The organism is Amycolatopsis mediterranei (assembly GCF_026017845.1).
GTDB classification, from domain to species: Bacteria; Actinomycetota; Actinomycetes; order Mycobacteriales; family Pseudonocardiaceae; genus Amycolatopsis; species Amycolatopsis mediterranei.
Genome location: NZ_CP100416.1, coordinates 368,410 through 389,100, shown reverse-complemented (window position 1 = coordinate 389,100; position 20,691 = coordinate 368,410). Strand labels below are relative to the sequence as shown.

General features: G+C 68.3%; 25 protein-coding genes and 1 pseudogene. 11 read left to right on the top strand and 15 right to left on the bottom strand.

Annotated features, from left to right (window positions below; all coding sequences use genetic code 11):
• Positions 1-29: 29 nt before the first annotated feature.
• The 5 genes and pseudogenes from ISP_RS02005 to ISP_RS01985 form a co-directional block, all read right to left on the bottom strand.
• A pseudogene (locus ISP_RS02005) lies at positions 30-893 on the bottom strand (4-hydroxybenzoate 3-monooxygenase); the annotation flags it as partial.
• Between the two features lie 64 nt (positions 894-957).
• Positions 958-2,172 (bottom strand): NAD(P)/FAD-dependent oxidoreductase, encoded by a 1,215-nt coding sequence (locus tag ISP_RS02000; RefSeq protein ID WP_013222328.1) that lies wholly within the window; start codon positions 2,170-2,172, stop codon positions 958-960.
• Between the two features lie 53 nt (positions 2,173-2,225).
• Complete coding sequence (locus ISP_RS01995) at positions 2,226-3,017, bottom strand: IclR family transcriptional regulator (RefSeq protein ID WP_013222327.1); 792 nt, start codon at positions 3,015-3,017, stop codon at positions 2,226-2,228.
• Positions 3,014-3,334, bottom strand: coding sequence for an NIPSNAP family protein (locus tag ISP_RS01990; protein ID WP_013222326.1), 321 nt, complete (start codon positions 3,332-3,334; stop codon positions 3,014-3,016). The genes ISP_RS01995 and ISP_RS01990 overlap by 4 nt, the downstream gene beginning before the upstream one ends.
• Positions 3,334-4,473 (bottom strand): 5-methyltetrahydropteroyltriglutamate--homocysteine S-methyltransferase, encoded by a 1,140-nt coding sequence (locus tag ISP_RS01985; protein WP_230468684.1) that lies wholly within the window; start codon positions 4,471-4,473, stop codon positions 3,334-3,336. Before ISP_RS01985 ends, ISP_RS01990 begins: the two co-directional genes overlap by 1 nt.
• 84 nt (positions 4,474-4,557) lie before the next feature.
• Here ISP_RS01985 and ISP_RS01980 point away from each other — a divergent pair, with 84 nt between their 5' ends.
• Positions 4,558-5,889 carry a nucleobase:cation symporter-2 family protein gene (locus ISP_RS01980; RefSeq protein WP_013222324.1) on the top strand — a complete coding sequence of 444 codons (1,332 nt, stop codon included), beginning with the start codon at positions 4,558-4,560 and terminating at the stop codon, positions 5,887-5,889.
• On the opposite strand, the gene ISP_RS01975 is transcribed toward ISP_RS01980, so the two are convergent.
• Entirely contained in the window at positions 5,840-6,415 is a 576-nt protein-coding gene (locus ISP_RS01975) for a TetR/AcrR family transcriptional regulator (protein WP_013222323.1), read from the bottom strand. The genes ISP_RS01980 and ISP_RS01975 overlap by 50 nt on opposite strands.
• 87 nt (positions 6,416-6,502) lie before the next feature.
• Here ISP_RS01975 and ISP_RS01970 point away from each other — a divergent pair, with 87 nt between their 5' ends.
• Positions 6,503-6,949: a pyridoxamine 5'-phosphate oxidase family protein gene (locus tag ISP_RS01970; protein WP_013222322.1), complete on the top strand. Its 447-nt coding sequence runs from the start codon at positions 6,503-6,505 to the stop codon at positions 6,947-6,949.
• On the opposite strand, the gene ISP_RS01965 is transcribed toward ISP_RS01970, so the two are convergent.
• Positions 6,950-7,510 carry a hypothetical protein gene (locus ISP_RS01965; RefSeq protein WP_013222321.1) on the bottom strand — a complete coding sequence of 187 codons (561 nt, stop codon included), beginning with the start codon at positions 7,508-7,510 and terminating at the stop codon, positions 6,950-6,952.
• A 169-nt stretch (positions 7,511-7,679) separates the two neighbouring features.
• Between ISP_RS01965 and ISP_RS01960 the strand changes: the two genes are divergently transcribed.
• Positions 7,680-8,405 carry a rhomboid-like protein gene (locus tag ISP_RS01960; protein WP_230468683.1) on the top strand — a complete coding sequence of 242 codons (726 nt, stop codon included), beginning with the start codon at positions 7,680-7,682 and terminating at the stop codon, positions 8,403-8,405.
• A 65-nt stretch (positions 8,406-8,470) separates the two neighbouring features.
• Positions 8,471-10,792, top strand: coding sequence for a sensor domain-containing protein (locus ISP_RS01955; protein ID WP_013222319.1), 2,322 nt, complete (start codon positions 8,471-8,473; stop codon positions 10,790-10,792).
• On the opposite strand, the gene ISP_RS01950 is transcribed toward ISP_RS01955, so the two are convergent.
• The 3 genes from ISP_RS01950 to ISP_RS01940 form a co-directional block, all read right to left on the bottom strand.
• The gene (locus tag ISP_RS01950; protein ID WP_013222318.1) at positions 10,786-11,577 is read right to left on the bottom strand and encodes an arylamine N-acetyltransferase family protein; all 792 of its coding nucleotides are present in this window, start codon (positions 11,575-11,577) and stop codon (positions 10,786-10,788) included. The two genes, ISP_RS01955 and ISP_RS01950, sit on opposite strands and share 7 nt — an antisense overlap.
• A 33-nt stretch (positions 11,578-11,610) precedes the next feature.
• Positions 11,611-11,961, bottom strand: a complete 351-nt coding sequence (locus ISP_RS01945; protein ID WP_013222317.1) for a YciI family protein — start codon at positions 11,959-11,961, stop codon at positions 11,611-11,613.
• A gap of 143 nt (positions 11,962-12,104) precedes the next feature.
• Complete coding sequence (locus ISP_RS01940) at positions 12,105-12,692, bottom strand: class I SAM-dependent methyltransferase (protein WP_013222316.1); 588 nt, start codon at positions 12,690-12,692, stop codon at positions 12,105-12,107.
• A gap of 939 nt (positions 12,693-13,631) precedes the next feature.
• Here ISP_RS01940 and ISP_RS01935 point away from each other — a divergent pair.
• Positions 13,632-14,153 (top strand): hypothetical protein, encoded by a 522-nt coding sequence (locus tag ISP_RS01935; RefSeq protein ID WP_141748496.1) that lies wholly within the window; start codon positions 13,632-13,634, stop codon positions 14,151-14,153.
• Between the two features lie 67 nt (positions 14,154-14,220).
• On the opposite strand, the gene ISP_RS01930 is transcribed toward ISP_RS01935, so the two are convergent.
• Together ISP_RS01930 and ISP_RS01925 are read right to left on the bottom strand one after the other, a co-directional pair.
• Complete coding sequence (locus ISP_RS01930) at positions 14,221-14,406, bottom strand: hypothetical protein (RefSeq protein ID WP_013222315.1); 186 nt, start codon at positions 14,404-14,406, stop codon at positions 14,221-14,223.
• Positions 14,407-15,168: 762 nt separating this feature from the next.
• Entirely contained in the window at positions 15,169-15,696 is a 528-nt protein-coding gene (locus ISP_RS01925) for a hypothetical protein (protein ID WP_013222314.1), read from the bottom strand.
• Positions 15,697-16,016: 320 nt separating this feature from the next.
• Here ISP_RS01925 and ISP_RS01920 point away from each other — a divergent pair, with 320 nt between their 5' ends.
• Both ISP_RS01920 and ISP_RS01915 read left to right on the top strand, forming a co-directional pair.
• Positions 16,017-16,646 (top strand): GNAT family N-acetyltransferase, encoded by a 630-nt coding sequence (locus ISP_RS01920; RefSeq protein ID WP_230468682.1) that lies wholly within the window; start codon positions 16,017-16,019, stop codon positions 16,644-16,646.
• Positions 16,647-16,732: 86 nt separating this feature from the next.
• Complete coding sequence (locus ISP_RS01915; protein ID WP_012477095.1) at positions 16,733-17,305, top strand: HD domain-containing protein; 573 nt, start codon at positions 16,733-16,735, stop codon at positions 17,303-17,305.
• Here the strand turns inward: ISP_RS01915 and ISP_RS01910 are convergent.
• Both ISP_RS01910 and ISP_RS01905 read right to left on the bottom strand, forming a co-directional pair.
• Positions 17,297-17,773, bottom strand: coding sequence for an NUDIX hydrolase (locus ISP_RS01910; protein WP_012477096.1), 477 nt, complete (start codon positions 17,771-17,773; stop codon positions 17,297-17,299). The two genes, ISP_RS01915 and ISP_RS01910, sit on opposite strands and share 9 nt — an antisense overlap.
• A gap of 5 nt (positions 17,774-17,778) precedes the next feature.
• The gene (locus tag ISP_RS01905; RefSeq protein ID WP_012477097.1) at positions 17,779-18,528 is read right to left on the bottom strand and encodes a helix-turn-helix domain-containing protein; all 750 of its coding nucleotides are present in this window, start codon (positions 18,526-18,528) and stop codon (positions 17,779-17,781) included.
• A gap of 172 nt (positions 18,529-18,700) precedes the next feature.
• On the opposite strand from ISP_RS01905, the gene ISP_RS01900 reads away from it, so the two are divergent.
• Positions 18,701-18,904, top strand: a complete 204-nt coding sequence (locus ISP_RS01900; RefSeq protein ID WP_012477098.1) for a hypothetical protein — start codon at positions 18,701-18,703, stop codon at positions 18,902-18,904.
• Here the strand turns inward: ISP_RS01900 and ISP_RS01895 are convergent.
• Complete coding sequence (locus ISP_RS01895; protein ID WP_012477099.1) at positions 18,901-19,248, bottom strand: GntR family transcriptional regulator; 348 nt, start codon at positions 19,246-19,248, stop codon at positions 18,901-18,903. The two genes, ISP_RS01900 and ISP_RS01895, sit on opposite strands and share 4 nt — an antisense overlap.
• Positions 19,249-19,368: 120 nt before the next feature.
• Between ISP_RS01895 and ISP_RS01890 the strand changes: the two genes are divergently transcribed.
• From ISP_RS01890 to ISP_RS01880, 3 genes are all read left to right on the top strand, one after another.
• Positions 19,369-19,626, top strand: coding sequence for a hypothetical protein (locus tag ISP_RS01890; protein WP_012477100.1), 258 nt, complete (start codon positions 19,369-19,371; stop codon positions 19,624-19,626).
• Between the two features lies 1 nt (position 19,627).
• Positions 19,628-19,864 (top strand): hypothetical protein, encoded by a 237-nt coding sequence (locus ISP_RS01885; RefSeq protein ID WP_013222312.1) that lies wholly within the window; start codon positions 19,628-19,630, stop codon positions 19,862-19,864.
• Positions 19,865-19,970: 106 nt separating this feature from the next.
• A complete protein-coding gene (locus tag ISP_RS01880; RefSeq protein WP_013222311.1) occupies positions 19,971-20,657 on the top strand; it encodes a hypothetical protein in 687 nt (228 codons plus the stop codon).
• Positions 20,658-20,691: the final 34 nt, after the last annotated feature.

The following is a 20,691-nucleotide window of genomic DNA, read 5'->3' as shown; positions in this document are numbered from 1 at the left end:
CAGCCAGCGTCAACCTTGAGTTGACGATCTTAGGCGAACGGCAGCCCGACGTAGTTTTCGGCGAGGCTCGTCGCCGCCGCGCGTGACGACGTCGTGTAGCGCAATTGCGACAGCTGGAGCTGCCGCGCGAAGCCGTCCGCGTGCGGATCGGTGTGCAGCATCGTCGTCATGAACCAGGAGAAGTGCTCCGCCCGCCAGACCCGGCGCAGACAGGTGTCCGAATAGGCCGCGGCGAGCGTGTCGTCGCCGCGCAGCAACGCTTCCAGGGCGCGCGCCAGCGCCCGGACGTCGGCGATGGCCAGGTTCATGCCCTTCGCGCCGGTCGGCGGCACGATGTGCGCGGCGTCGCCGGCCAGGAACAGCCGCCCGTGCCGCAGCGGCTCGGCGACGAAGCTGCGCATCGGCGTGATGCCCTTGTCGAGGATCGGCCCATCCCGGAGCGTGAAGTCGCCCTCGACCTCGAGCCGCGCGGTCAGCTCGGCCCAGATCCGGTCGTCGGACCAGGCTTCGAGGGACTCCGCGGGATCCACCTGGAGGTAGAGCCGGGTGATCTCCGGCGTGCGCATGCTGTGCAGCGCGAACCCGCGTTCGTGGTGGGTGTAGATGAGCTCGTGGTGCGACGGCGGCGTCCGCGCGAGCACCCCCAGCCACACGAAGGGGTACTCGCGCTCGTACACCGTCAGCGCACTGTCCGGAATGGACGGGCGGCAGATCCCGTGGAAGCCGTCGCAGCCCGCGACGGCGTCGCACTCGATGGTCTTCACGTTGCCTTCGCCGTCACGGTGACGAACGCGCGGCCGATCACTGTCCACATCGGACAGATTCACGTCCGAAACCTTGAAGGAAATCGGCCACCCGCGAGCCTCGTGCGCGTCGATGAGGTCCTTGACGAGTGCAGGAGGAACGAAAGCAGCAGCCCGGCCGGTCCGGCGCCGATCACCGCGACCTGCGTGCGCATCACGCCGCTCGCGACTTCAGGTGCGCCTTGAGGTCGAAGGCGCTGGCTTCGAGGTCGGCGTACGCGGGCTTCGGCTCGGCGGTGAACAGGCGGCGCGCGGCGATGTGGTCGGCGGGCCGGTTCACCGACTCGACGGCGATGAGGACGTCGTCGCGGAAGGACAGCACGGAGAACTTGCCTTCCGCCGGGTCGCCCGCGACCACCGTCCGGTCGGCGCCCGCGAGGATGCCGGCGATCTGCAGTTTCGCGCCCGCCTGGTCGGTCCAGAACCAGGGCAGGCTGGCGTACGGCTCGGCCGTGCCGGTGATCGCCGCGGCCACGCAGCGGGCTTGGTCGACGGCGTTCTGCACCGACTCCAGCCGGGTCTCGGCGCCGGCCTGCACGCACGGGAAGTTGGCGCAGTCGCCGATGGCGAAGATCGTCTCGTCCGCTGTCCGCAGGTGCGCGTCGACGACGACGCCGTTGCGCACCGGCAGCCCGGCGGCCTCGGCGAGCGTCGTCTCGGGCACCACCCCGACCGCGACGACGACCAGGTCGGCAGGCAGCCGGGTGCCGTCGGACAGCTCGACTTCCCGCACCCGCGAATCGCCGTGCATGGCCGTGACGCCCTGGCCGAGCACCACCGTGTGCCCGGCGTTGCGGTGCAGGCCGGCGAAGTAGGCGGAGATCTCCGGCGTCGCGACGCGGTTGAGCAGGCGGTCCTGCGCCTCGACGATCGTCACCGGGCGGCCGGCGTGCGAGGCGAACTCCAGGCCGATGAACCCGCCGCCGGCGACGACGACGTTCTCCGCTCGGGAGAGGGACTCGCGGAGCCGGTCGGCGTCGTCGCGGGTGCGCAGGGTCAGCACGCCCGGGAGGTCCGCGCCGGGCACGGGCAGCGTCCGGTTGCGGGCGCCGGTGGCCAGGATCAGGAAGTCGTAGTCCAGCTCGCGGCCGTCTTCGAGCTCGGCTTTCCGCGCCGCACGGTCGATTCCCGCCACCCGGCCGGCGACCAGCTCGATGTCCTTCTCGGCGAAGAAGTCTTCACCGCGCAGGTGCAGCTGTTCGAGCCCGGCTGTCCCGGCGAGGTAGGCCTTCGACAGCGGCGGCCGCTGGTACGGCACGCCCGGCTCGTCCCCGACCAGCACGACCCGGCCGGCGAAGCCCCGGTCCCGCAGCGAAGCCACGGCCTGGAACCCGCTCTGACCGGCACCGACGACGAGCACGGTGGTCATTCCTTCTCCTCACCCCATCCGGCAGCCCCTGGTCTCATCCGACCACAACCGGCTCAAGCCGTCGAGGAGCCATCGGCCGGTCGCACCGCCCGGGGCGCCCCCAGCACCCGCGAAATCCCGCGCGCCGCGGCCCGGACCGCCGGGACCAGCGTCCGCGGGTCCGTCCCCTCCGCCGGGACGACCACCGAAATCGCGGCCACGACCTCGTCCGTGGCGTCGCGGACGGGCGCCGCCACCGACAGGGCGACCAGCTCGACCTGGCCGTCGCTGATCACGTGACCGTCGCGACGGACGTCGGCCAGAACCCTCCTCAGCAGCACCGGCGAGGCGATCGTCTTGGGCGTGAACGTCTTGAGCGGGCCGGCCAGGACTTCCTCCTGGACCTCGGCGGGGGCGTGCGCGAGGAGCACCAGGCCGACACCGGTGGCGTGCGCGGGCAGCCGCCCGCCGACACGGGTCAGGACGTTGACGGCGCCGCGGCCGGAGATGCGCTCGACGAACACGACTTCGGGCCCGTCGAGCACGGCGAGCTGCACGTTCTGGTGCGTGGCTTCGTAGAGGTCTTCCAGGAACGGCATCGCGCTCTCCCGCAGCTCCGCGCCGTGCGGGGCGAGCGAGGCGACTTCCCACAGCCACAGCCCGACGCGGTAGGCGCCGGTTTCGTCGCGCACGAGGGCACCGCGCCGGGTGAGCTCGCCGGCGAGCCGGTGCGTGGTCGACAGCGGGAGCCCGGCCCGCCGGCTGAGCTCGGACAGCGTGAGCCGCGGCCGTTCGGCGGTGAAGGCGCCCAGGAGGTCCAGGACGCGATCCACCACCGAGGGCGGCCGCCGCGCGCTGTGTCTCACCCCTCTTCGTCGTCCGGGAGCAGCGGGCGCATGAACGTGCGCCGGTACCGCACCACGCAGCCGCTCTCGTCGCGGATCTTGTCGGCCTCGATGAAGTCCGGGTCGACGCCGAACAGCGTCCGGTAGCGCTCGTACGCGGCCAGGCTTTCGAAGCTGAACAGCGCCCGGGCTTCGTCGCTCGCCCCCTCCGCGGGGAGGAAGTACCCGTGGTGGATCCCGCCTTCGCGCTGGACCAGCCGCATCCACGCGGCGGCGAAGCGTTCGAAGTCGGGGAGCTTCGCGGGGTCGATGACGTAGTCGACGACGCAGGTGATCATCAGTGGCCGCCCCAGACGCGGTCGGCCGTCGCGACGAGCAGCTCGAGCTTGCGCAGCTGGTCGTCCGGGGTCAGGTCGTTGCCCTCTTCGGTCGAGGAGAAGCCGCACTGCGGTGACAGGCAGAGCCGGTCGATGTCGACGTACTGCGACGCCTCTTCGATCCGCCGCACCAGGACGTCCGGGTCCTCCAGCTCCGGCCGCTTGGTCGTGACCAGGCCGAGCACCACCTTCTTGTCCTTCGGCACGAACCGCAGCGGCTCGAACCCGCCGGAGCGCTCGTCGTCGTACTCGAGGAAGAACCCGTCGACGGCCAGTTCGCCGAACAGCGCCTCCGCGACGAACTCGTAGCTGCCCTCCGCGGCCCAGGACGAGCGGAAGTTGCCGCGGCACAGGTGGGTCGTCACGGTCAGGCCCTCGGGCCGGCCTTCGAGCGCCGCGTTCATCGTCGCGATGTTGCGCAGGTGCTGGGTGTCCGGGTCGCCGCCCATCCGCGCGACGAGCTCCCGCTGCGCCGGGTCGTTCAGGTAGGCGAGGCTGGTGTCGTCGAGCTGCAGGTACCGGCAGCCGAGGTCGCTCATCGCGCGGACCTGCGCGGAGTAGGCCGCGCTGAGGTCGGCGAAGAACTCCTCGAGGTCCGGGTAGACGCTCTCGCTGACCGCGGCCCGGCCGCCGCGGTAGTAGACCATGCTCGGCGACGGGATGGTCAGCTTCGGCGTCACGCCCGGGTCCACATGGGACTGCAGGAACCGGAAGTGGTCGGCGAAGATCGGCTCGTCGAGCCGCACCTTGCCGTCGACCTGCAGGCCCGGCGGGCTGAACTCGAGGTCGCCCGCCAGGTTGTGGAACTTGACGTGCAGCCGCTGGTCGCTCTTCGAGATGCCGCCGAGCGCGTAGATGAAGTCCATGTGCCAGGACGCGCGCCGGAACTCGCCGTCGGTCGCCGAGCTCAGCCCGGCGGCCTTCTGCATCTTGATGACGTCGCGGATCGCGTCGTCCTCGACCGCGCGGAGCTGCTCCGCGTTGATCTCACCGCTTTCGTGCCGCCGTCGTGCGTCGCGGAGCACCGGGGGCCGCAGCAGGCTCCCCACGTGATCGGCGCGAAACGGCGGGCCCACCTGGGAAATGCCACCCGAAGTCATGCACCGATGGTCACACATTCCCGGCCGTCGCGCCGCCCCCCGGAACAAGATCATCCCGCGCGGGACTTGCTACCGTCGGCGCTCATGACGGAATCCGCGGTCCACCCGGTCGACCAGGGGCTGCCCGCCGGCCGGCTGGCCCTGCTCGGCCTCCAGCACATGTCGATCATGTACGCCGGTTCGGTCGCCGTGCCGCTGATCGTCGGCAGCGCGCTGAAGCTCGACCCGGCGACGATCGGGCTGCTGGTCAACGCCGATCTGCTGGTCGCGGGCGTCGCGACGCTGATACAGGCCATCGGCATCGGGAAGCTGCTCGGCATCCGGCTGCCGGTGGTGGCCGGGGCGACGTTCACCGTGGTCAACCCGATGATCCTGATCGCGTCGCAGTACGGCCTGACCGCGGTCTACGGCGCCATGATCGCCTCCGGCGTGTTCGGGCTGCTCATCGCGAGGCCGTTCGCGAAGCTGATCCGGTTCTTCCCGCCGCTGGTCACCGGGACCCTGCTGCTGGTCATCGGCGTCTCGCTGCTCGGCCCGGGCGCGGCGATGATCGCCGGCCACGACCCGGCGTCACCGGACTACGCGGCGCCGTCGCACATCGGGCTGGCGTTCGGCGTGCTCGCGCTGCTCGTGCTCTTCACGCGGGTGCTGCGCGGGTTCGCCAACCAGGTCGGGCCGCTGCTCGCGCTGGCCATCGGGCTGGTCGTGGCGATCCCGATGGGGCTGGTGCACTGGGACGGCCTGCGCGCGGCCGGCTGGTTCGGACTCGCCTCGCCGTTCCACTTCGGCGCGCCGACGTTCCCGGTCGCGGCGATCCTGTCGATGTGCGTGGTCATGCTGGTGACGTTCACCGAGTCGACCGCCGACATGATCGCCGTCGGCGAGATCACCGGGCGCCCGCCGACCGACGCCGACCTCGCGCGCGGCCTGGCCACCGACGGCGTCTCGGCCGTGCTCGGCGGCGTGATGAACTCCTTCCCCGACACGGCGTTCGCGCAGAACGTCGGCCTGGTGCGGATGACCGGCGTGCGCAGCCGCTGGGTGGTCGCGGTGACCGGCGGGATCCTCGTGCTGATGGGCCTGGTGCCGAAGGTCGGCGCGTTCATCGCGGCCATCCCGGAACCGGTGATCGGCGGGGTCGCGGTGGTGATGTTCGCGATGGTCGCCGCCGTCGGCGCGCAGAACCTTCGCACGGTGGAGTTTTCCGGCAACCACAACACTTTCGTCGTCGCGGTGGCCCTCGGGGTAGGCCTGCTGCCGGCGTTCGCACCGGACATCTTCAAGCACTTCCCGGCTTGGCTGCAGACGATCTGCGGCAGCTCGATCACGGTGGCGGCAGTGCTCGCCTTCGCGCTGAACCTGCTGTTCAACCACCTCGGCCGTCGCTCGGAGCCGGATCTGCTCGAGGCACCCTGAGCAGCCGGTCGACGAGCACGGTTCCGGTGCCCGGCTCGACCGCGCGCCGGAACAGCACGCGCAGGTAGAGCGGGGCCAGAACGAAGTCGAGCACCTCGTCGACCGACGGCACCGGCTCACCGCGCGCCTCGGCCTTGTCGAGGGTGGCCTGCAGGTCGTCGCCGCGGGCCCGGAGGTACTCGAGCGGCTTCTCGTCCGGCCGCAAGGTGGCGACGAGCGCGCGGAGCAGGATCTGGCCGTGCCGGTCGCGCATCGCGCGTTCGACGCCCTCGGCCCAGCCGAGCAGGTCGCCGCGCAGCGAGCCGGTGTCCGGGATCGGGGACGTCGACCGCAGGCGCGTCACCGCCGCGTCGAGTAGCAGCGCGTCACGGCTGCCCCAGCGCCGGTAGATGCTGGTGGGGTTCACGCCCGCCCGCTCGGCGATCTTCGGGATCGCCGCGTCGATCTCCCCGGCGGCGAGCAGCTCGACGACGGCGTCGTGCACCGCGTCGCGGACACGGGCACTGCGGCCGCCGGGTCGGGTCATTCACCCATCCTAAAGCAAAGCCGCTTGCCTTAGTGGTCGAGCTATGGCTAGCCTTAAGTCAAATCCAATTGCCTTAAGGAGTTCTCGATGGCCCGCAAGATGACCAAGGACGAGCGCGAAGCGTTCCTCGCCGAGCCCCAGGTCGGCGTGCTGAGCGTTGCGGCCGAGCCCGGGCGGGCGCCGCTGACCACGCCGATCTGGTACCGCTACGAGCCGGGTGGCGACGTCGTCGTGATGACGTCACCGGGCCTGCGGAAGGCCCGGCTGATCGAGGCGGCCGGCCGGTTCGCGCTGTGCGTCCAGCAGCAGGACGGCGTCTACAAGTACGTCTCGGTCGAGGGACCGGTGGTGGAGTCGTGGCCGATGACGAAGGCGGAGCGGCACGAGATGGCGGCGCGCTACCTGCCGCCGGGCGTGAGCGAGGCCTACACCGACGCGACCGACGAGGCCCACGGGAGCAACATCGCGATCGTGATGCGCCCGGAGCGCTGGAACACCTCGGACTTCAGCGACCTCGCGGAGCGGCTGGCCTGATCACCAGCAGATGACCAGGAAGCACGTCGTCGGCCGGGGCGGTGCCGAAGTCGGGGTCGGGGTCGGCGGGCGGCCGCCGGGCGACGTCGGGTTCCCGGTCGGCGGGGGTGTCGTCGAGGCGCCGCCGGTGGTCGCGGGGGCGGAGCCGGACGGTGTGGCGGTCGGCGTCGCGGACCCGGGTCCGGAACCGATTCCGGCGGTTTCGGTGGCCGGGTTGCGGCCCGGCACCTCGGTCACGGTGCCGCGGTGCTCGTTCGACGCCGTGACGACATCGCCGCCGGTGCCGCCACCGATCCCACCGTCCGGCGGTGAGTCCGTGGCCTGGTCGGCGCCGCCCAGCCCGGTGGTGCGCTGTGGGAAGGGGATGACCTGGATCTGGTCGACCGGGGAGGCGTCCTCGCGCTCTTTGCCGCCGAAGGCGACCAGCGCCGCGGCGGCGCCGCAGCCCACGATGACGGCGAGCATCACCGCGACCACTCGCCAGCGCGACTGGCCCGGTCCCGGACGGTCGCCCCAGCCCTCGCGCACGAGCAGCTCGGCGACCGATACCTCGTCGTTCACCCCGGCAGACCTTCCCGAGAGGCCTTTCGGCCGACATCGTGGCCGTATTCTTACCCCAAAAGCCCCCCGAACGGGTGAAGGTCCGGCAAAAATTCGTCACGTAACGCAAAGTCTGACAGTGAGTGACATCCACAGCGTTTTCTAAGCTGGCACTCGTGATACTCCCAGCATGACCCCCGAAGCTCAGTCCATGCTGCTGAGAGCCGAACGGCCGATCCCCTCGATCGCCGTCGCGCGCCGCAGTCCGTGGGCGTTGCTCCGGTACGTCCCCAACCCGAAGACGACGCCGTTCACCTTCGGCTACCTGGTCGTTCTGCTGGCCACGACGCTGCTGCTCGAGTTCGCCGACCCGGCGCTGACGACCCGGCTGCTCCAGCTCTCCAGCACCGACGCCCACAACCTGTGGCGGCGCCCGCTGACCTCCCTGCTGAGCAGCGCGATCTGGCTGCCCGGCGAAAACTGGCTCGTCTACGCCCTGATCTTCGCGATCGCCGTCGCGCCGCTGGAACGCCGGTTCGGCGCCCGCCGCACGGCGCTGGTGTTCCTCGCCGGCCACATCGTGGCCACCCTCGTCACCGAACTGCCGGTGATGGCGCTGATCAGTGCGCACGTGCTGCCGAACTCGGCCGGGCACTGGCTCGACATCGGCGTCAGCTACGGCTTCTTCACCACCGCCGGCGCGCTGGTGTTCCTCCTGCCCGGCCGCGCGCGCCTGCTGGCGCTGGCCGCGACGGAGGCGTTCATCGCGGCGATCTGGCTGAGCGACGACCCGACGAGCCTCGACTCGATCGTCACGCTGCTCGGCCACGCGTTCGCCGCGCACTTCGGGCTGCTGGTCTGCGGACCGTGGCTGCGGGAGCGCATCCGCAGGCCGAGCCCGGATTTCGCCGGGTAGGCACGGGCCGGAGTCGGTGGTGTAATCGACGAGCCACACGCCGACTTCACGGGGGACGGACGCACATGCAGGCCGACTCGCTCGCCGAACTGGTCGAGCTGAGTCCGGACGCGATCTGCGTGCACGAGCACGGCGTGCTCACCTACGCCAACCGCGCGGCCCTCGAAACCTTCGCCGCGCGTTCCGCCGACGAGGTCGTCGGCCGCCGGTTCACCGAGTTCGTCGCCGAGGACGCGCAAGCCGTGCTGGTCGAGAAGCTCGTCCAGCTGACGGAGCCGGGGCAGGCCAGCGAGCCCGTCGAAGCGCTGATGTCCCGGCTGGACGGCAGCAAGTTCGCCGTCGAGACGGTGCTGGTGCGCCTCGGGGAGGCCGCGTACCAGGTCGTCATGCGCGACATCACGGCGAAGAAGGCGGCCGCCGACGCCCTCCGCTACCAGGCCGCACTGGTGTCGCACGTCAGCGACGCGCTGATCGCGACCACCGGCGAAGGCGTCGTGACCAGCTGGAACCCGGCCGCCGAGGCAGTATACGGCTGGACGGCGGCCGAAGCGGTCGGGCGGCGCGCGAGCGAGCTCGTCGGCGCACCGCTGGACCTGCCGGCCATCCGGCGCGGCGGCGGCGTCGCGGAAGCGGTGCACCGGCACCGCGACGGCGCTCCCCTGGCGGTCCGCGTCTCGGCAGCCGAGATGAACGACGGGTACGTGCTCGTCTGCGCCGACGAAACCGCGCGGCGGCGGGCGGAGCAGAACTACCGCACGGTCGTCGCGTCGCTCGACGAAGGCGTGCTCGTGATGGGCCCCGGTGGGCTCATCGAAGCGGCGAACCCGGCGGCCTGCCGGATCCTCGGCGTCGCCGAAGCCGACCTGATCGGCGTCCCGTGCCACACGCTGACGCTGTTCACCGAATCCGGGAAGTGGATCCCGCCGGAGGAGATGCCGTCGGTGCAGACGCGGCGGACCGGGGTCACGCACAACGGCCTGGTCGTCCGCCTGCGCCGGCCGGACGGCCGCGACGTCTGGGTGTCGCTGACCTCGCGGCTGCTCGCTCCGGACGACCCGGCGGCGATGGCCGTGGTCACGTCGTTCACCGACATCACCGAGACCCGCGCGATCAGCGCGCAGCTCGCCTACGACGCCACCCACGACCCGCTGACCCGGCTGGCGAACCGGACCCTGGTGCTCGGCGGGCTCGACGCCCGCGAGCGGGGCGCGGTCACCGTGCTGTTCCTCGACCTGGACAAGTTCAAGGTCATCAACGATTCGCTCGGGCACTCGGTCGGCGACCAGGTGCTGCGGATCGTCGGCGAACGCCTGCGCCGCAGCTCCGGTCGCGACGACCTGGTCGGCCGGCTCGGCGGCGACGAGTTCGTCGTCGTCACCGCCGAAGTCACCGACCCCGTCGAGGTCCACGCGCTGGCCGAACACCTGCGGGCCGCGCTGGCCGAGCCGATCGGCGTCCTCGGCAGGCAGCTGCACCTGGACGCGAGCATCGGCGTCGTGCTCGTCGGCCGCGACGACCGCCGCAGCGCCGAGGACCTGCTGCGCGACGCGGATGTCGCGATGTACCAGGCGAAATCGCTCGGCCGCGGGCGGCACCACTTCTTCGACGTCGGCCTGCGCGAGCGGATGCAGCGACGGCTGCGGATGGAGCAGGACCTGCGCTACGCGGTCCACGACGGCCAGCTTTGGCCCGCCTACCAGCCGGTCGTCGACCTGCGGACCGGCGAGATGGTCGCGGTGGAGGCGCTGCTGCGGTGGACGCACCCCCGGCACGGCGCGATTTCGCCGGCGGAGTTCATCCCCCTCGCCGAAGAAAGCGACCTGATCAACGTCATCGGCAAGGAGATGCTGCGCGCGACGACCCGCGAGCTCGCCGCGCGGCGCGTGCAGCAAGGCCTGGACCTGACGCTGAAGGTCAACCTCTCCGCCCGCCAGCTCGACGACCCGCACCTGGTGCCCGCGGTCCAGGACGCGCTGGCGGCCACCGGGCTGCCGGCCGGCGCGCTGTGCTTGGAGGTCACCGAAAGCGCGTTGATGCGCGACCAGGAAGCGGCCGCGGAAGTGCTGGCGTCGCTGCGTTCCCTGGGCGTGCTCCTGGCGATCGACGACTTCGGCACGGGTTATTCGTCGCTCGCGCAACTGCGCCGGCTGACGCTGGACACGCTCAAGATCGACCGTTCGTTCATCACCGGGATCGCCGAGTCGCGGGACGCGGAGGCGATCGTCACGAGCATCATCGCGATGGCCCACGCGGTGGACCTGACGGTGATCGCCGAGGGCGTCGAGTCGGCGGAGCAGCTGGAGCTGCTCCGCGCGCTCGGCTGCGACCAGGCGCAGGGCTACCACCTCGGCCGCCCCGTCTCGGCGGCCGAGCTGTTCGATCAGTAGACGTTCTTCAGCCGCTCCAGTTCGTCCGCGGTCAGCTCGATGCCCAGCTCCTTGAGGGTGGTGTCGAGCTCGTCGGGCGCGACGGTGGCGGCTTCCCTGCTGCCGCCGGGCTTTTCGACGGTGAGTTCTCGCCCGAGGAGCGTGCGGCTGACGCCCGGCTCGATCGTCATGATCACCAGGCGGCCGGTGAACGGCGACTTCGGGTGCGTCGACGTGTAGTGGTGGTAGACCTCGTAGTCGATGGGGTGCATCTCGTTGAGGCGGAATTCGAGGATGTCCTCGTCTCCCTTCTGCAGCGTCCACCAGCCGTCGTTCTGCTTGATGCGATGCGGCCACCCGGCTTGGTCGACCTCGTGGCCGTCGACGAGCGGCATGGGATCGAGGATCCCGGCCCCGAACCCGACGTCGGCGAGGAACTGCCGGCCGTCCACGTCCACGACGAGCGTCATGTGGGTGTAGGGCCCGGGCCGCCGCGGCTGCACGCGCGCGGAAAGCCGGTGCACGGTGTAACCGAGCTGTTCGAGGACGGCGGCGAAGAGGCCACTGTGTTCGTAGCAGTAGCCGCCCCGCCGCCGTCCGACGAGCTTCGCGCTCACGACGTCGAGCGAAATCCCTTGGTGCTGCCCGAGAACGACGTCGACGTTCTCGAACGGGATGGCTTTCACGTGCGCCCGCATGAGATCGGTGAGCGCGGCTTCGGACGGCGCCCGCCGAGGCTGCCCGACACGCGCGAGGTAGGCGTCGAGATCGACGGCGCCGATGCCCCATTCCCCTTCGGTGGTCATGGGTCCATGGTGGACCCTCGACCGCACTGGAGGTCAACCTTCGTGAACGATCTTCCGCACCTCGACCGCGGTGTACTGGGCGTCGGGGATCTTCGCGGCCAGCTCGACGGCCCGCGCTTCGCTCTCGACGTCGACGATGTAGTAACCGCAGAGGAAGGCGTCGGACTCGACGAAGCCACCGGTTTTGGTGTGCGCCACGCCGTCCTTGACCTGGACGGTCGTAGTTTCGGCGGGTTCGGCGAGCGCCTTCGTCTCGACCATCTCGCCCGACTCGGTGACGAGTTTGATGAAGGCACCGTGCCCTTCGTAGACGCCGTTCTTCTGCTCGTCGGTCAGGGTGGCCCAGAGGGTGGGGTTCATGTGGAGGGTCAGCAGGTAACGCATGGTCGGCTCCCGGTGTCGGCGGCGGCCCGCGATCGGGCTGCCTTCGCCGGTGGGTCGATGCTGTCGCCGTGGACCGGACACGCCCTTCAGCGGTTCACTCGTTCGGCCTAGTCCGCGGCCAGTCTGCTTCGATGTCCGCCTTCTCAGCTGCGGCTGACGACGAGGTATCGCTCGTCCTCGATTTCGGCGCCCCACAACGCCGGATCGGTCAGCTGCCGGACAGTCGCTTCCTCCCGGTGCGCGCGCACGAGTTCCCGGCATTCGGCGGCGGTGATCCCGGCGCCGGTGGACCACCGGCCTTCGACGAGAAGCAGCAGGCCACCCGGCCGCAGCAGCCGAACCCACCGCCCCACGGCGGCGGCCGGGTCCGGCATGGCCCACAGCACGTGCCGCACCAGGACGACGTCGCAGGAGTGGTCCGGACAGGGCGGATCGGCCGCATCACCCAGCCGCAGCTCGACCTGGAGGCCCGCGGTCTTCGCGCGGGCCGCGTCGAGCATCCGCTCGGAGAGGTCCACCCCGCAGACTTCGTGCCCGGCCTCGGCCAGGAGCAGGGTGAGGCTGCCGGTCCCGCACCCGAGATCGACAACCCCGGCAGGCGCCGGCGGCAGCAGGGGCAGAAGCAGCTCAGCCCAGGCGGCACGGACGACGGGATCCCGCAGGCCATGATCGGGCTGCTCGTCGAACGTGGCTGCTTCGGCATCCCAGACGTTCTGCGTCACGGGGGACATGATGCCTGGAGACACCGACATTTTCCGCCGGCCCGGCAACGCCCGCGACACCCGGTGTTCCTGGACACAAGAAAGCCGCCTCGACCCGAGGTCAAGACGGCTTCTTCGAACGGTGGCCAGGGCCGGGGTCGAACCGGCGACCTTCCGCTTTTCAGGTCTTGGGTTGTGAGTTCAGCATCGTCCGCGGATCGAATCAGCGCAGGTCAGCAAGCTTTGATGTCCGCTGTGCACGACGTTGAACGGTGACGGCTGAGACCCTCTTTGAGACCTTCCGGTGCACGCGGCAACCCTGACAGGTTCCCGGGAACGTTAACGCTGCGTGACCTTGGACCCGCAAGCTCCCAGGTGCCACCCACCAGGCTGGACACCGCGGCGACGAGCCTGGTGGGGGGCTTTAGGAGAGCGTAAGTGTCGACGCGTTGACCTGGTATTCGCTGACTGCTGTCCCCTGGGAGCCGGAGTTTCGGGGCGTCCTCGGAGTGTCGCGGGACAGCAGCCCTTCCCGACAGCGGCTCGATCGACCGAAAGATCGAGTCTGCCCGTCGGCGACTACAGGGCAAGTGCCTACCGATTTCCGGGCGAGGAGGGCGCACCGCCCGGCGGTGCTCAACTCGTCGTCCTCGCCACGATCACGGACGGCCGTGACCGCTGGAGACTGGCCCCCCTCTTGGGCACGGTGCAGCCCCGCGTAACCCCAGGTGAACTGCATGCGACTGATCTCCTAGAGCCAACGATACGACCGCAACAAGACACCCCCTTCGAGCTGCCAAAGGTACGGTGACCGCTGTGGATAGGCCCGACGAGCCGGAGTCTGCCGACAGAAGGGCGGAGACCGCACCTGCACCCGCGTCCGAGCCCTCAGAGGCCGAACGCCAAGACCACGGAGGCCCAGAAACTAGGCGGAAGGCGCGGCTGTCGAGCACGCTCGGCAAGGACCACGTGAAGACTTTCGTGGCAGCGTTCGTGGCGGCGTCCGTGACAGGAACTGCGGCTGTCCTCGCTTCATATATTTCTGCCAACGGCGCATATCAAGCCGCCATAGATCAACAGCAGACGAGCCGAAAATCTGCCCTAAAAGATGAGGCGCGGATCAAGCGTTCGCAAGTTTATGCGACACTGCTTGACGCGGCGAACGATTTTGAACTGAGAAGTAACAATCTGGCTGACGAACACAGTCGCGCACTTGTATCAAAACCGCAAGTTTCGACCGATCAAAACATCGCCCACGCCTGGCAGGATTCGAAACAATCTTTTCAGAGCGCACTCAATCAGGCATACGTTTACGGTAGCGGTGAGGCGTGGGCTCTCGCCTCAGCGTTGGCTTCAATTCTTCCGTCAGGTGTCGGTTCAACGGTCCGCTTCCAACCTGTAGATGACAACGCCTTCAGATTGGCGTACTTGAAATTTCAGAACCGAATGCGGTGCGAGGTGCCGGCGGAACCCGTGATCGATTGCCAATAAAGCGATATCTTTAGTGTGACGACGCCGTCAATCAGCGGGTCGACCAGGTGTTTGTGCCCCAGCTACCCTAGTCGGCGAAGTAGGCGACGCTGGGTGTCAACTGGTGCTCGTGGTCAAGCGAGCAGGCATCCACGGCGAGGGTGCCGGCCGAGCCGGGTGGGCTGGCCGCCGTCAGCTGCTGGTACGCGACCGGGTCGAACGCGAAAACACTCGCAGAGGTGATGGACAGGGCGCCCCTCAGGTTCCCGTGCACAAAGAGGCGCCCTGGTCCGACTTGGCTTCTGACTCCTAACTTGCGCCGACGTGGAGCGGCCCGAGGGTCAGAGGTGCTTGAAACGCCCACGAGCAGAAGGCCATGACGACGATGATGACGACCACGAGCAGTGCTACGCGCAACGTGATTGCCCAGCTTGCAACCATCCACGCTGGCCAGGCAGCCCGCCTTTTCCGGTCGTCGTCATCTGGCATCTCTGCTGGAGGACGGCGTATTGTCACGGTGTACAAGCTCCTTCGTTTGGAGTTAGCACCGACTCGGCGCGCGACAGCTTGCTGGCAGGAGCGCGCCGGGCCGGCGTCCAGGCGGAGGCCCAGACGGCTCCCCGCAGGTGCGGGGAGCCGTCCTCTACTTTGGCCCTCGGTAACAATGCGTGGCTAGCCGAAACTGGAGCGTACGGTGAATGGCCGCCGCTGCGCGGTGAATGACGAAAATATTCGGCTGGGCACAATTGCAAACGCTAAGCAAATGACCGCTTAACGATTGCAGATTGGCGCCCGGCGTGGATTCCCGAAAACGAAAGAAATACCTTATGAGTCCCAACGTTCGACGTCAACTTAGTAAATAATTAACCTCACGCAGACTTCACGTAGTTACTCAGTGTTTGACGGCGTCCCGAAGTTTTCAACAATGCGTGACCACGCCACGCTTGTTTCTAACAACCTGTGACAGATGGTTCGCAGAGCGCGATAATTCAGAGAGCGCGACGAACGGTGAGTGGGAGTTCTATGACCGTGTTTGTCAAGAGCAGCGCGTATATCTCGTGATGAGCTGGCCTTCGCCGTGCTGCTGGGTCAGGGTCAGATGCCCAATCTGTGGCCCAGGATCAGGGCCGGACCAGCCGGCGATGCCGCCGAAGTCGAGCACGCAGGCGTCCACGGTGAGCGTGCCGGCCGGGCCGGGTTGGGTTGCCCGACCGGGGAGCCACAGGTGGTTGACGTAGCCGCTGGGGTCGACGACTTGAGCAGCGAGTGCCTGGATGGCTCCGGGGCAGTCTTCCCCGCCGTGGGCGTCGGCCAGCTGGCGCTGCGCGGCCGGGCTGAACACGAAGCATGCGTCGGCGACCGCCGTGGGAGTGGGCCGGGCGATGCGCTCGGCCAGGAAGTTCACCATGCTGGCCGGTGTCCGCGGCAAGATCCGCGCCACGGCCTGCTCGTGTGCCTGGGCTTGCTGCTGCCGCTCGATCGCGGCCTGCTCGGCCGCGTTCACCGCCAGCATCGTCGTGGACGTCACCATCAGCACCAGGCCGGCTACGACGGCGGCGAGCACGTGGAGCGTGCGGTCGCGTCGCCAGCCCAGCCGCGTCGCGGCGACTGCCCACCAGGGCGAGTACCGCCAGGACGCCCACGCCGATCGCCCACGGCCACCACGGCCAATCAGCCAGCCATCCCAGGGCCACCGCCACCGCCGCGGTAGTGGCCAGCAGCGGCCATCGGACGGCCCGCTCGATCGCCGCTCGCCGGGCCCGCCGCGCCTCGTCACGCTGCAACGCCCGACGACCGGCCGCCTCCCACCTGTCAAAGATCGTTCCCTCACCCATGCCGCCAGGATGCACGGTGAGCTGCAACGATGCCACTACCATCGAACGCGTGAGCGAACACCCGCGGCTGGACAAAACACCCGACACAAGCGAACCCGAGGACCTGCCGGTCCGCTCGCAGCGCGATCACGTCTGGTGCCTCAACCGCAAACACCGGTGGGCACTCGCCAACGGTGGCAGCGGCTACCACCACGCGCTCCGCCTCTCAACGCAGGTGTGCGCCCGCTGCTGGGCCCGGCGCCAACCACGAGCCCGGTGGCTGGTCGTCGACCACCGCACACCGATGCCCGCAGACCAGGCCGACCAGCTCGACGATCGCGGGGCAAGGATCCTCGTGGTGGCCCGCCGGCCAGCTGTCCGCGCCGGGGCCGGGCGGCTTGAGGTGCGGGTGCGCGGCATCGTCGTGGCGATCACCGAGCTGCAACTATGCGGCATCGACCACCGCGGGGTCGTCCGCCATATCCAGGTGGACCCCGCCCACCGACGGCGCGGATTCGGCACGCTGCTGCTGGACGCCGCACAAGCCCGCGGCCCCGGCTACCACTGGTCGACCGTCCGGCTCGACCAGTCCGAAGACTCACAAGACTTTTGGGCCTACCAGGACCCCGCCGAACCCCTTCACCTCGGAGAACCGCACTACTGCACCCACATGCGCGAGGCCAACGGCGAGTGGGTTTAGCGGACAACCACACCGCTAGTATTGAGAACGACCGAATACGAGGGACCTCTGTGGTTCAGCCGACCTAACCCCTAGGATTCTCACTCATGGCTGACGACGAACGAGCGCACCGAGCTGACGCCACCGAATTGGTGTCATCCGCCGCCGCGCTGGCCGAAGATTTCGTAGCTCCACTGGGTCAGCGTTGGATTCACGTCCAAGCCGTCGCTACACGCGCCGGAGACCTTGCCCGTGCGGTACCAGCCGAAGACCGCGCCACCCTAGTGGCCGCCGCATGGCTGCACGACATCGGCTATTCGCCAAGGATCAATCACACCGGATTTCACCCCCTGGATGGCGCACGGTTCTTGCGGCAAGCCGGATGGTCGGGTGAGATCGTCAATTTGGTGGCCCATCACTCGGGCGCTCGATTTGAAGCCGAGCAGCGCGGCATGAGTGTCGACCTCAAAGAGTTTCCCTTTGCGGACAACGCCGTCCTCGACGCCTTAGTTGCAGCCGACTTGACGACTGGCCCTCAGGGACAATCGCTTACTTATGACGAGCGAATCCAAGAGATCTTGCGGCGGTATCCACCGAACGATCCAGTTCATAAAACGTGGCTCCATGCCGCTCCGATCCTGAAAGAAGCCGTTCGGCGCGTTGAGGCCAAGTTAGCCTAGGTAGGGTGAGGAGCGCGTTGAATCAAGAGCATGTTCAATGCGCATTCGCATCGATGGGTGGATATTCAGTTTGTCAAGTTCGCTAGGCTTCACCCAGCGAACCGCCTTCGTTTCAGTGCCATCTTCGCGAGGCGTTCCGGAAATCCAGTTCCCCTCGAAACAAAGTGAGAACTGTTGGCGCACTTCGCCGTCGTCGTAAGCAATGACATGGCGCGGGTCCGTGTATGTTCCGATTAGGCGGCTGATTTCGACCTCCAGGCCAGTCTCTTCGCGCACCTCCCTCACCGCGGTGTCAATAATCCGCTCACCGGCATCATGACCTCCACCCGGAAGCGCCCAGAGGTCGTTGTCTACCTTGTGAATAAGGAGCAAGCGGCCGTCTTTGTCGCGGATCGCGACCGTCACCGACGGTACAACGCTGTTGGCCCTCGGAGCCTTGGGGTCGTCGAAGTAGTCAACGCGGGGCATCGGCGCTAGCCTTCCTGGCTAATTTCCGGGTTCGCATTCTTCCATGTCAACTCAAAGGACTTCATGTAGTGGCCCCACATTTGTCCATTGGGTACTTTGTGGAGGTGCAAGACGGGACTTTGCCCAGCCAAAGCGCCATGAGCGTGCCCGTTGACAAGTAGGTCGTCATCAAACCTGTAGATCGAGTTATAAAGGACAGTTGAGTGAGTTCGCACCTCGACACCGTCAAGGTCGACGACGTCGGACAAGTAGCGGCGCATGAGTTGAATGCGTCCTTCGAGGCCGCCCGGCGTGCCCTCGTCGATGGCTCGCCGCTTGACTGCGTCCGAAGACTCGTCGCCCACTAATATTCGAAATGTGACGCCATTGGCCGCCTTTTCGCGAATGAGCGGTATTAAGTCGTATTGCTCAACAAGGAATGCGCCCGAAAACACGAGAACGTCCATACTGTCACTGACGCGCGTCAGTAGTTCACTCCAGTTCGCTCCGGTGATGGCCGACCGGGAGGGGTACAGGTGAACGAGTTCGGATTCGACGGCTGCCGGACGTGGCAAGCCTCCCAATTCAGGCCAGAGATCCACCTCCCGGACCTTGAGCAGGCTGGCCAACGCGACCCGCGTTTCGCGGTGCGGTTGTCGATGCTCTTGACTGATCCACCGCTCAACCGTCTTGCGATCGCGGTGCAGCGCCGCCGCAAGCGAGTCGACGGTCAATCCCGCGGCCAGCATCGCTGTGCGGAGACGGTCATTAGCCATGATGGTCGCTCCTCGGGCCGGCGGGGCGCTCGGGACGTTTCAAGGGACGTTTCGTCCGGCGTGGACGTCTCAAAGCGTCCCCGCAAACGTGGTTTCGACGTCCTCTGAGCTGGTGTTTTCTTGAGTCAGGGCAGCGGACACACCGCTCCGGCTCGGACCCAGGAGGTACCAGATGGCAAAGAACAACGGTGGCCTGATAATCCCGACGTCGAAGCGTGGCGGCCTGCTCAAGGGGGCCCTCGTGATCCTGGGCATCGGCGCGCTGGTACTCGTGATCAAGCACCCTGTGGATGCGGCCAGCATGACCACGGCCGCCGTGAGTGGAATCGGTGACGCCTTCGACAGCGTGGCGACGTTCCTTCGGAGCCTGCACTAGCCCTGCTCCAGGCGATCAACCCGCTCACGGAGGGTTCGCACCTCCGCCTGTAGTTCAACGACCGTCCGGCGCAGGTCTCGCGGACTTGGCGAGTCTCCGACACTTTCGGCCGGCGGTTCGTCTGACACGTAGACACCGACCGCGGCCCGAACTATCAACCAGCCCTCGTCGTGCAGGATACCTACCGCTTTTTGGAGCGTAGGCAGGGAAACCCTGTGCTGCTCAGCTAGTGCCCGATTTCCCGGAAGTCGTTCCCCTGGCGTTAAGCGCCCCTCTGCAATGTCCGAGCGGATTGCCGCCGCAACACGTTCGTAGGCCGCCAAGCCAGCGGTTCCAGTCGCCATACGAACAGTCTACCGAGCCGACCAGCACTGACCAATCATCACCCGGATGATGTAGTGACGCCCTGACCAATACTGACTAATGTCAGCACTTGTCAGCAACGACCCGGAAGGACTCGCACGATGAGCACCCCCGCACGCACTGCCCGTCGCAAGATCGAGATGGACGCTGCCGAGCTGGACTTCGACTATTTCGCCGACACCACCAGCCTCGCCGGTGACGGCGTCCTGGTGGACGACTTCGACAACGTTGCTGAGCTGGTCGACCTCTACGCGGAGATCGCGGAGATCGAGGAAGCGCTGGCCGAGCTGGAGCGCCCGGTGGCCCAGGTGATCGCGCTGCCGACCGCGACGCCTCGCCCGCTGGGGGAGGTGGCCTGAGATGACGGACCGCCTGTTCGTCCCGGCCGCGTTCGTGCACCTGCTGGCCACGATGCCGCCGGTGTCGGCGACGGCGTGGGAGCGGGAGCACTGGCTGGACGTCGCGTACAGCACGGTGCGTGTCGAGTTCTCCGGCCCGCACAGCATGGAGGCCATGCGCCTGGCGCGAGTGTTCCTGACGGAGCTGGACGCCACCCGGGTCGAGATCGAAGACGCCTACCTGGCCCTGGCGGCCTGACCAACACCCGCTTTTCCCGCGCAGTTCCGCGCACCACTGCAAATTTCTGCATTCGTCCCGGGGCACCGCCATGCCTGCTCCCGGCCCCGTACGAGGAGGACCGATCATGTCCCGCACGCTGACCACGGTGACCGCGGCCCGGTTCCGCGACCTGGCCGACACCCTGACCCGCAACGCCACGCTGCTGGCCACGGCCGGGCTGCCGGAGATCGTGACGGGTGTCCGGGCGACGGTCTACGGCGACGTCGCGGCGCAGCTGCGCCTGTTGGCCGAGGCCGAGCCTGTGGTGGCCGAGGGGAACCCGCTGGTGCTGGTGCGTGAGGACGGTCCGGCTGTGGTGGCGCGGCGGTTCGAGATGCTGGCAGGGCTGCTGGCGGCCAACGCCCGGGTCCTGACCCGCGGCACCCGCGATGTGGTGATGCACCGCCGGGCCGGGGTCTACCGCGACGTCGCGGCGCAGGTTCGCCTGTTGGCCGAGGTCGAGCGGGAGGCCGCGGAGGCGCGCCGCACCCAGACCAGCCGGCCGCCGCTGTCCAACACCACCCCGGATAGCCCGGTCGTGGCGAAGGCCGCGGTGCGGGCACCGCGGGTGCGGCCGGAGTTCCTGGACGCGCTGGTGGCCGCGATCGCCAAGCGCCGCGCACAGGGCTGGTCGGTGGCGCGGCTGACGCTGTGGCTGCGCACCACGCTGCGGGACCCGCAGACCGGCGCGGTGCACCCGTGTGCGGAGCGCTCGTTCGTCTCCTACGTCACCGCATTGCTGGCCGGCCCCGCCGTCCGGGCCGCCGCCTGAATCCCCTCCTGCCAGCTCTTTTCCCGAAAGGACA